Consider the following 10393-nt stretch of genomic DNA (forward strand, 5'->3'; position numbering starts at 1 on the left):
CTAGATATGAAAGCCAATATCAACATATCCATCCCAAAGGATGTAGAGATAATATTGAATCGAATAATGGAAGAGGGTGGACAGGCATACGTCGTGGGCGGCGCTGTTCGCGACGCAATCTTGGGTAGGCCGGTAAACGACTGGGATGTGGCCACATCCCTTCATCCCGATGACATCGAGAGGATATTCTCGTTTGCCCGCACCATCCCCACCGGCAAAAGATATGGCACCATAACGGTGATTATAAAGGATATGCCCGTTGAGGTTACCACATTCAGGGGTGAGGGACAGTACAGCGACTTTCGCCATCCGACCCAAATAGCCTTTTTGTCAGATATAATCGAAGACCTGTCAAGGCGCGACTTCACCATAAACGCCATGGCATACAATCCCTATCTGTCCGAGCCCCTGATAGACCCTTTCGACGGACTTGGGGATCTGTCCCAAAAACTTATAAGGACGGTGGGCCAAGCAGAACGCCGTTTTGCAGAAGACCCGTTACGCATAATGCGGGGCATCAGGTTTTGCGCCCAGCTAGGCTTTAAGATGGAGGAGACCACCTTCAAAGCAGCCCAGGCCCATCATCATTTGCTCTCCAGGATATCCCCCGAGAGGATTCGCGATGAACTTAACAGGATAATGATTGTCCCCGACCCATTTGAGCCTCTCATGCTGCTTTATGAGGCCGGCATCTTTGAAGTGATACTTCCAGAGGAGCTCAGCCAACAATTGACTCATGCCAGTCAGCTAGCATTCAAAGCAATAAAGCTGTGCAATGCCCATGGCGTACTTCGCCTTGCAGCGCTATACTGTTGCGCCTTGGCCCACCAGGGTACCAGGGCAGGTGGCGATGCTACTAATAGCCAAACCTTCGAGCTGTCAGATAAAATCAAGCTGGTGGAGCAGTCCCTAAGGCAGTTGCGGTACGACAACAAGACGATACGCCGGGTGACACAGCTGGTATCCCATTTCCCAATGCAATTTAGCAGCGACAAGGATCAAGCCGCCTATCAGATAAGGAAGCTAATGGGCCATCTTGGCGTAGAAGATACCTTCCACCTCCTGGAACTCAAGCGCGCATACCTTTTAGCTGCAGGAGAAAAAGAACAATCAGAAAGGATAGCGGCGCTCACATCAATGGCCCATGAGATTTTGGCAAGGAGAGACGCCTTGACCCTTTCGCAGCTGGCCATCAACGGACACGACGTAATGGCAGCGGGCATCGGAATCCATGACCCACGGGACATCGGCAAGGCCTTGAGGCAGGCTTACGAATGGGTGCTAAGGAAGCCAGAGTGGAACGACAAAATGCTCCTCTTATCCAAACTCAAAGAGCTGTACAAAGGAAATGACGATGAACAAAAAAAATGAGCAGCTCATCAAGCTGCTCTATTTTTTGACCAAAAAGAACATCATGCAGATCACAAAAACTCCTATTATTCCCAATATCGGATAGACAAAGGCTACCATGCGCGAAAAACCTATAAAGGACAGTGCCATGCAAGCTACAGTTGTGATAAGCAGCGCAGCATGTACAGGCAATTTAAAAATGTCATTTATGGCGCATACAACAGAAAATACGTTGGCCACAAAGGTGGTAATGATAGCCCCCCACATTACCACCACAAAGGCCCCATCAAAAAAAGGGCCTATTCGACGTGCTATATACAGCACAGGAACTTCAAACTCGTAAATCTCAGGCACGTATCGCATCAAAGAATAGTTGCTCATGAGCAGCATTGCGCCCAATATGAAGCCTCCCAAAGCCCCTCCAACCTTCAAAGCCCACGGATCATCCACCTCAGAGCCGGCAGATACCAAAACTCCCAAAGCCAGCACAATATTGAAAGAAGCATACGATACGGCGGCTTTGACCACATCAAAGGCCGTTACATCAAATGTCAGTATGAGCTCATACGCATGATCATCCATACACAGGCTATATACAAACACAAAAAGGTTAAAGATCAGTATAAGTGGGATAATCCAAGCATTGATGGCGAATACGCCTTTTAGTCCAAAGGCTACGAATGTCCATGCTACAACGGCCGTTACAGCTATTCCTATATAAAATGGAAGGCGTATGTATTCTTCAAACAATGCGCCGGCCCCGGCTAGCATGGCAGCAGCTACCATCATTATGGCCAGCAACATATATGCGTTGACCAAAGGAGATAACCTGCCGAAAACCACCTTTACGGCGTCCCGAAAAGACCTGGACCTCGTTTCAAAACCTATCTTTAAAACGCCTATCCCTACCCATACAAACAAAAAAGCAGCCAGCAAGATGGAAAATGTGGAATACTTTCCATATATAGTAAAAAACTGCAATATTTCCTGGCCAGATGCAAAACCGGCTCCTATCACAGTACCCACGTATGTGAGGGCAATCTTTACGCCCAAAGTGACACGGCTGTATCTGCTCAATGCCCAACTCCACCTTCCAAACATTCACACAACAAATTACCTCTATAAGTATGAATATTCGGAAGGCGAAGCTGTCATGCATTATTTGGGGATTATACGCCTTCAGACTCTTTAAGTAAACGCTCCAGCGTCTCAAAAGGATTAAAGTACACCTCAAGCTTAAGCAAATCACCAACACGACATTGAGGCGGCAAGTATTTCAACGGTATGACAACCTCTTCCCCGTCCTGAAATGCCACCACCGCTTGCTGGCCCTCAATGCGTTTTATCGCTACATCCCACTGCACATCAATTCCTCCCCACCAATTCATGATACCATTTTGCACCCCATTTTTAAAGGGTAAAACTCCCCAAAATTCACAGGATATTTACATTTTGTTCATACTTAGTTCACACTTTCTTTCTATAATACGTTACGCGTTGGCCAACGATACATAAATATCTCGAAGGGAGGGACACATGTTGAAAAGGTGGGCAGCAATCTTACTAACGGTCCTATTCTTGGTCACAGCAGTAGCATTTACAGGCTGCCAGAGCACATCCACAGAGTCGCAGGAGGGTACCGGCGAAGAGACTACAACCACTGAAGAAAACATTGATGAAACAAGCGACGAAGCAACTGAAGAAACAGAAAACGTTGATGAAACAAGCAACGAAGCAACTGAAGAAACAGACACCGAAGAAGACGAATCTTCTAACAGCGAAGAAACTGACGAAGAGACAGAAAAAACCGACCTCGAATCCTCCAGCGACAGCGAAACAACCGAAACCACTGATGAAAATGCACAAGATTAACGCTCTATAGCCACACCAACTGACGTACCCCTTCACAGTGTTTTGTTTATATATACGAAAAGGCTGCTGAAATGATTCTCAGCAGCCTTTTTTATTGCAGATAGGGCGTTACTTGGTTGCGCTCACTGCCCGGTAATACAAGGCTGATACGCCTGCAGGCATTGGATATGGTAGAATAGGAAGCCCTATAGAGACGAGCTAGCTCCGTTTTATCTACGACCAACCCAGACATCAGACAATAATACAGCTCCAACGCTGCGGCCCATGCTTCGGGCTTTCTTATTCTGGGCAAACCATAGGGCAACATGGCCGAAATAAAATTATTCCATATTTCACGCACCTGAGCTTCAAAGCCATCTTTATAGCGCCCTTTCATCGTCTCAATAGCTATGTTTATTACATCATGAAAGACCTGAGGAAGATCGGTAGGAGTATTATGAACAACGACGTCTATCCTAATCTGCACTATATTATCATCCAGATAGGCTATATATGGTTCGGGAGCACCCATCTGCTTAAGCAGCATAACGGCTTCCCTCTTTAGCTCATCGTCTACACTTTTCCTCAGTATAAACTCCCTCAGGAAACTTTCGGCCTTTCCATCCTTAAACGAGGCTATAACGCCCAAAATAGCCCTTTTTATTGAAAGGTCATTGAGCTCCAAACCCCATTTTAGCAGAGCCAACAGCTCATCACTGCTGCTCCAGCGCTTTTTCAAATCCTTGTGCGGAAGCCTGAGGAGGTCGTTAATCTTCTTTATACGGTATATAACCTCCTCATAGGGAACCTGAAAATGATAAGATATCTCGCTGAATTCCCTTTCACCGCTCATTATGGCATGCGTCAGCCTTTTATAAAAGCTGCTTATGGTATTGTTGGGAGCTATTTTCTCGATCTTGCTCCAGTACTTCAACGCTTCCTTAAACTTCTGGAGATTGAAATAGGAAACCGCTATATAGTGGAGTATCTTTATATCATAGGGCTTGTATTGGAGCAACCGCTTGAGCAATCTATTGGCCTCTTTATGCCTTTTGAGTTCACACAGGGTCACAGCAATCTTATGGATCTCCTCGGGGTCGTTGGTCTCTATGCCCAGTACCGCTTGCAGATGCTTTTCGCTTTCCTCCTCCAGCCCCTTCTCACGGTAAAAGATAGCTATATTGCAATTAGCGTGAACGTTTTGCGGCTGTTCTTTAAGCACGCCCTGACTCACATCGATGGCATCGTCAAGGCGCCCCTCGCAAAAATATGCCAGCGCAAGGTTATTTCGAGCAAATATCAGAGAAGGGTCTTTCTTTATCACGTTTTCCAGACAGCGAATGGCTCTCTTGTAATCTCCCATATCAAGAAAATTCTTACCCTTATTGGCCAGCTTGTATAGCCGTTCCCTATCAGAATTTAACATTACCTCTAAGTCGTTGTCAAAATACATCTCGTGGCTTTGAAGTATATCCAGCAAATCCTGGGCATCCTCTGCATAGATCCCATCTGGATCCTGCTGAAGGTATTTCTCGAAGCATTCCTTTGCCCTTTCATACTCCTGCAGGCCCAAAAAATTACATCCTAAGCAGAAATAACAATCGGCATTGTTCTCATCCTTCTGCAATATATAGAGCAATATCTGGTTGGACTCCTCATAATACCCCATTTCAGTAAACACTTGAGCCAGATCCAGCCTGTATTCCAGATTTTCGGGTTCTTTTTCAACAGCCTTTCGATAAAAGCTGAGGGCATCTATATAATTGTTGCTCTCAATATATTTCTTTGCTTTCCTGTAATAAAACTGTCCGTTTTGTTCAAAGGGAATAACCTTTCTCTTGGTTCTCGCAGACAATCCTCCTGCCATATTCCGCTCCTTACCTAAAGATACTTCTTGGAAATATTATAGCATATAATGCCCAAAAGCTCTATATAATCAAGCGGTTATTTGCAGCAAGATTTCAGGTTACCGCCAACCAATATAGGTCTTCAAAGGTTTTCTTCGTTCCTTCTTCTCTGTTCTAGCATCTCCTTAAGCTCATCCTGCTCAAATATGTATTTTTTACTGCAGTAATGGCATACTACTTCCGCTCGCTTATCATTTTCTATAATATCTATGAACTCTTTTTCATCCATACTCATCAATATGTATTTAAGCCTCTCCCTGTTGCAATCGCATTTGAACTGTACATCCATTACGGCTTTTACCTGCATCCCGTGCTGCCCTAGAATGCCTTCCAGCACCTCTTCGGGAGATTTGCCTTCATCAAACTGGCGGGAGATGGAAGGGCTGCTGCTGATCTTTTCTTCAATGGCTGCGATGACATCCTCAGGTGCCCCAGGCAAGGCCTGTATGATAAAGCCGCCTGCAGCTTTTACGGTACAATCGGGATTGACAAGCACTCCCAAAGCCACAGCTGAGGGCTGTTGTTCCGACACCGTCAGGTAATAGGCCACATCTTCGGCTATCTCCCCTGACATCAGATCGGCCTGTCCTATATAGGGCTCTTTCAACCCTAAATCCTTTATTACCGTTATTTTGCCCTTTTTGCCTACAGCAGTTGACACGTCCAGCTTATTGTGAGCATTAAGCGGCAAATCAACCTTGGGATTGGCAACGTATCCCTTTACCTTGCCGCCCGAAGTCGCCACCACTACAATGCTGCCCAAGGGGCCATCACCTTTTATGATGAGCGAAAGGGTATCCTTCTCGCCTTTCATATCAACTCCCAGCATAGCGGCAGCCGTCATGGCACGCCCCAGCGCAGCACTGGCTACAGGAGAAAGTCCATGGAGCCTTTGAGCCTCTTGTACCAGATCAGTAGTCCTAGCAGCAAAGCCGCGAATAAATCCATTGGCAGCCGTAACTCTTATTACATAATCGTTCATGTACATCCTCCTTTTTCCCATTACGTCTTGGAATATCAGCAGCCTTTGGTACAGCTTCCTTTCTTTCTGGCTGCGAAAAATATCCGCTCTGCCTTCTTCTTGGGAGGCTTCAGAGTAAAAGGCTGATACACCCCTATATCCTCAAAGCCATTATTTTCAAGGTGCCCCACAATCTCTTCCGCATGATAGGCACGCTGATAGTGAACCTCATCGAAGCGCTTGTAATGTTCACCTTCTTTAACAAAAAATGACAACTCCATCTCGCAAATCCGCGACTGCTTATCGAAATAGTTCTGCCATATATAGCTTATATCCTCATCGGTTTTTACAAAGACATTGTTGCCCACTATTGAAGAGAGCTTATAGTAAGAGCTGATGTCGAATACGAAGATTCCCCCTGGATTCAAATATCTGTATACCCCTTCAAATACCAGATCCAGCTCCTCTTCGGCGGAGATATAATTTATGCCATCACAGATGCAGGTCATAGCATCTACTGGGTGATGTAGGCTGATATGGCGTATATCCTGAAATATAAAGGTGATGTTCATCCCCCTATTGCGCGCCTTTTCCCTCGCAACAAACAGCATATCCTCAGACTGATCGATGCCTATGACATCATATCCCCTCTCTCTCAAAAGTATGGTAATGTTGCCCGTTCCACAGGCCAGATCAACTATCTGCCGCGGTTTTACGCCATAGTGCCTAAATAACAGCTCTATATAGTCAACCCATTTAGGGTAATTGACATCCTGCATCAATGTATCGTAAATATAAGCAAATCCGTTATAAATACCCATCTACCCCTTCTCACTTCGATCTACATACTGCTGCCCCTCATTACAACGCCGGGTATTTGAAGCACCCCACAGACGTTTTCATTGCTCATCCTCTTGAGCATCGCTTTCATGCATATCGCCTTCCTGGGTATCGCTCTCGGCTGCATTGTTGGTCGGCCTATCCAGGTACTTATAAAACGCCCAGTTGGCCAATGAGACACCAATAAACATGGGGAAGGTCAACCCGACGAAAAATACAGGTATGGTATACCATATACTGGCTATAAATAAAGCCACCATCAGCACAAAGACCACAAAGGTATGGGGAAGCTTTGCCAAAGTGAAAATCAGCGCATTTTTTAATATCTGCCTTACACTCAACTTGTAAGTGACCAGCATGGGGAAAATGTATATGTTCATCATGGCATAAACAAGGCCTATCATCCACATGAAATAATACAACATGAGGAAGAAGATATTCTGTGAGGCCATGGAGCTGTAAAAACTCAAGTTTACATAGAATATCATAAGCGCAAGACCGTTGAGCAGCATTATGATCAAGCTTTCCTTCCAGTTCATCTTCCACGCATCCTTAAAATCGCTGAAAAGCCATGCATGTTCATCCCTCGCCCAGTTCCTGAGCACATAAGTGACACCCGCCGTAGCAGGGCCGGCAAAAAGGAGGCAGGGAATGAGCACCAAGAAGTAAAATATATTTATGGGCTCCCCCGTCTGGGCAGTAACCTGCAACTGAAGATAGGTCCATATAAAAGCCGGGAGCCAGAAAAGGGAATACAACAAATTCAGCTTAATTAGGTCCCAAAACCGTATCCGTAAAACGGTAAAAAACAGCTTGATGGGCTTTTCCCTCAAGTTTTCATATTTTAAATCGGGCTTATTGGGATTGCCGTAATACATCCTCTCAAAGAGACCGCCAAACATATCAACAATCCTTTCTTTATTTTATTTTTGTTCGATAAAATTCCTTCTTATTTTTAATTCTAACAACAAATGCTTGCTTGTTCAACAAAATATTTTTTTGCCAAAGTTTACACCTCATCATTGAATTTTCGAGATGCATGGATCTCAGTTTAACGCACAACTCCAAACCCTTTTATGATGTCATGATAGGCCTGCAGCCCATAAAGTAGCACTTCTTCATCGAAGTTAAATTTACTGCTGTGAAGCGGAGCGGTAAAACCCTTGCTTTCATTCCCGCAGCCAAGAAACATGTAAACGCCGGGTACCCTCTGCTGATAGTAGGAAAAGTCCTCCGCTATCATCATGGGCTGTATATCCTGAAGCGCACGATGAGGCAAGAATTCTTTAAGCTGGCTTACCAGTTTGGGATCGTTATTCACTGCCGGATAGTACACATCTTCCCTATACTGCGCCTTTACCCCGTGTGAAAGTTCAAGGCCTCTTAGCAAACCCTGTATGTTTTCCTTTATTTGCTCATAAACCCTTTCGTCAAAGGTGCGCACAATTCCCTCAATGACAGCCTTCCCTGCAATTATGTTCCTTTCCTCTCCCGCCTGAAGTTTTCCAATAGTGAACACTGCTTCTTCATCCGAAGCAACCCATCTGTGGAAAAGGCCATAAACCAAATTTACAAAATGACACGATGCCAGCAGTGCATCAACGCCTTGGTGGGACATGGCCCCATGAGCGCTTTTGCCGGTAATTTCCACCGTAAATTCGCAGTTTTGAGCCATCACAGGCCCCTCTTTAAGCCCTATCTTCCCTTGAGGGATATCTGGCAAGAGGTGGAGGCCAAATATGGCATCCACCTTGGGATCTTCCAGTACCCCTTCTTTGATCATGGGCAGTGCCCCTCCCACCGTCTCCTCAGCGGGTTGAAAGATGAGAACGACGTTGCCATTCAGTTCCCCTTTGTGCAAGCCCAGCCACTCAGCAAGCGCCAGCAAAATGGCCATGTGGCCATCATGACCGCAGGCATGCATCTTTCCGCAGTTTATCGAAGCAAACTCAACGCCAGTCTCTTCCTGAAGCGGAAGAGCATCCATATCGGCCCTGAAAGCCAGGGTCATGCCGCTGCCCTTGCCCTTCATGACGGCTTTTATGCCGGTACCAGCTAATATCCTTATTTCATTAAACCCATAATCTTTAAGGCAAGATAAAATGTAATCCCGGGTGGCATATACATCAAACCCCAATTCAGGATACATATGTAAATGGCGCCTGTGCTGGATCAGCCTTTCTTTGAGCCGATAAACCTCCGCATCTATCTGCATCTCGAGTACTCCTCCAACAGCCTTCAAATTTAAGACAATCCCTCTCCATCCTTGCGATGAAGAGGGATTGCATAAAAATCAGGTTTTGCATTTTCATAGAGATTGTTTCAATATAGCCTTTTAACCCTGTTTACGGGCCATCTTGAGTATGTTGAGCACATCCTCCCTGCCCAGCTTCTTAAAATTCCCTATCTGCTTGGTGCCCTTGTTGGTGCACTTGTCAGCCATCTCCTCCAGCCTATCATCGGGTATGCCCAGCTCTTCCAGCGTCACCGGAAGGCCAATCCTCTTGAAAAATTGGGTGAGGCAGCGTATCCCCTCAAGAGCCGTCCTCTCAGGGTTTGCAAAATCCATCTCTACATCCCAAACCCTAGTAGCAAACTGTACAAACCGGTCCACATTTTCCTTATAGACGTATCTCATCCAGGCAGGAAATACCACGGCCAATCCGGCTCCATGGGGCACATCGTATATCCCGCTCAGCTCATGCTCTATGGCATGGGAGGCCCAATCGCCAATCCTGCCGGTGCCCAAAAGATCGTTATGCGCGATAGTGCTGGCCCACATTATTTCAGCCCTGGCCTCATAATTCTCGGGTTCCTCAAGCACAATGGGCACGTTCTTGATTATAGTCCTAAGGGTGGCCTCGCACAACCTATCGGTGAAATCGACATCCTTTTGATGGGTAAAATACCGCTCCATCACATGGGCCATGATGTCAGCAGCACCGCAGGCCGTCTGATAAGGCGGAAGCGTAAAGGTAATTTCGGGATTCATTATGGCAAACTTGGGACGTATTATCTCAACGTTTAAGCCGCGCTTGTACCATCCGTCCTCATTGGTAATCACCGAACTCTTGCTGGCCTCGCTGCCGGCTGCAGGTATGGTAAGCACCACGCCCACAGGGAGCGCCTTTTGCGGCACGGCCTTGCCGCTATAAAAGTCCCACACATCGCCCTCATAGGGTACGCCAACAGCAATGGCTTTGGCCGAATCGATGACGCTGCCGCCTCCCACAGCCAGGATGAAGTCGATGTTATGTTTTCTACAAAGCTCAATCCCCTGTTTCACAAGGCTGAGTCGAGGATTTGGCTGTACTCCACCCAGCTCAATGAATTCCACGCCTGCATCCTTAAGGGACTTCACCACCCTGTCATAAAGCCCTATGCGTTTGATGGTCCCCCCGCCGTAGTGCAAAAGAACCTTTTTGCTGTAAACCTTAGTCTCTTCTCCTACCTGGTTTTCTACACCCCTACCAAATATGATCTT

General features: G+C 46.2%; 10 protein-coding genes. 2 read left to right on the forward strand and 8 right to left on the reverse strand.

Annotated elements, in window-relative coordinates; all coding sequences use genetic code 11:
• Positions 1 to 6: 6 nt before the first annotated feature.
• A complete protein-coding gene (locus tag FWJ59_RS01425; protein ID WP_414480203.1) occupies positions 7 to 1371 on the forward strand; it encodes a CCA tRNA nucleotidyltransferase in 1365 nt (454 codons plus the stop codon).
• 18 nt (positions 1372 to 1389) lie between these two features.
• Here FWJ59_RS01425 and FWJ59_RS01430 read toward each other — a convergent pair whose 3' ends face one another.
• Entirely contained in the window at positions 1390 to 2427 is a 1038-nt protein-coding gene (locus FWJ59_RS01430; protein WP_414480204.1) for a hypothetical protein, read from the reverse strand.
• 92 nt (positions 2428 to 2519) lie between these two features.
• A complete protein-coding gene (locus tag FWJ59_RS01435) occupies positions 2520 to 2714 on the reverse strand; it encodes a DUF3006 domain-containing protein (RefSeq protein ID WP_414480205.1) in 195 nt (64 codons plus the stop codon).
• 172 nt (positions 2715 to 2886) lie between these two features.
• Between FWJ59_RS01435 and FWJ59_RS01440 the strand changes: the two genes are divergently transcribed.
• Complete coding sequence (locus FWJ59_RS01440) at positions 2887 to 3222, forward strand: hypothetical protein (RefSeq protein WP_414480206.1); 336 nt, start codon at positions 2887 to 2889, stop codon at positions 3220 to 3222.
• 91 nt (positions 3223 to 3313) lie between these two features.
• Here the strand turns inward: FWJ59_RS01440 and FWJ59_RS01445 are convergent, their stop codons facing one another.
• From FWJ59_RS01445 to FWJ59_RS01470, 6 genes are all read right to left on the reverse strand, one after another.
• Positions 3314 to 5056: a tetratricopeptide repeat protein gene (locus FWJ59_RS01445; RefSeq protein WP_414480207.1), complete on the reverse strand. Its 1743-nt coding sequence runs from the start codon at positions 5054 to 5056 to the stop codon at positions 3314 to 3316.
• Positions 5057 to 5190: 134 nt separating this feature from the next.
• The gene (gene hslO, locus FWJ59_RS01450) at positions 5191 to 6090 is read right to left on the reverse strand and encodes an Hsp33 family molecular chaperone HslO (RefSeq protein WP_414480208.1); all 900 of its coding nucleotides are present in this window, start codon (positions 6088 to 6090) and stop codon (positions 5191 to 5193) included.
• A gap of 35 nt (positions 6091 to 6125) precedes the next feature.
• The gene (locus FWJ59_RS01455; RefSeq protein WP_414480209.1) at positions 6126 to 6890 is read right to left on the reverse strand and encodes a class I SAM-dependent DNA methyltransferase; all 765 of its coding nucleotides are present in this window, start codon (positions 6888 to 6890) and stop codon (positions 6126 to 6128) included.
• Between the two features lie 78 nt (positions 6891 to 6968).
• The gene (locus FWJ59_RS01460) at positions 6969 to 7811 is read right to left on the reverse strand and encodes a YesL family protein (RefSeq protein ID WP_414480210.1); all 843 of its coding nucleotides are present in this window, start codon (positions 7809 to 7811) and stop codon (positions 6969 to 6971) included.
• Between the two features lie 149 nt (positions 7812 to 7960).
• Positions 7961 to 9124 carry a M20 metallopeptidase family protein gene (locus FWJ59_RS01465; protein WP_414480211.1) on the reverse strand — a complete coding sequence of 388 codons (1164 nt, stop codon included), beginning with the start codon at positions 9122 to 9124 and terminating at the stop codon, positions 7961 to 7963.
• Positions 9125 to 9244: 120 nt separating this feature from the next.
• Positions 9245 to 10393, reverse strand: a 1149-nt coding sequence (locus FWJ59_RS01470; RefSeq protein WP_414480212.1) for an iron-containing alcohol dehydrogenase, incomplete at its 5' end; no start/stop codon positions are given.

Source organism: Caldicoprobacter sp. (genome assembly GCF_047459465.1).
In the GTDB taxonomy this organism is placed as follows: Bacteria; Bacillota; Clostridia; order Caldicoprobacterales; family Caldicoprobacteraceae; genus Caldicoprobacter.

Coding starts and splice junctions, on each gene's coding strand:
- FWJ59_RS01455 (WP_414480209.1), bottom strand. CDS start 6,890: ATGGGTATTTATAACGGATTTGCTTATATTTACGATACATTGATGCAG.
- hslO (WP_414480208.1), bottom strand. CDS start 6,090: ATGAACGATTATGTAATAAGAGTTACGGCTGCCAATGGATTTATTCGC.
- FWJ59_RS01440 (WP_414480206.1), top strand. CDS start 2,887: ATGTTGAAAAGGTGGGCAGCAATCTTACTAACGGTCCTATTCTTGGTC.
- FWJ59_RS01465 (WP_414480211.1), bottom strand. CDS start 9,124: ATGCAGATAGATGCGGAGGTTTATCGGCTCAAAGAAAGGCTGATCCAG.
- FWJ59_RS01460 (WP_414480210.1), bottom strand. CDS start 7,811: ATGTTTGGCGGTCTCTTTGAGAGGATGTATTACGGCAATCCCAATAAG.
- FWJ59_RS01425 (WP_414480203.1), top strand. CDS start 7: ATGAAAGCCAATATCAACATATCCATCCCAAAGGATGTAGAGATAATA.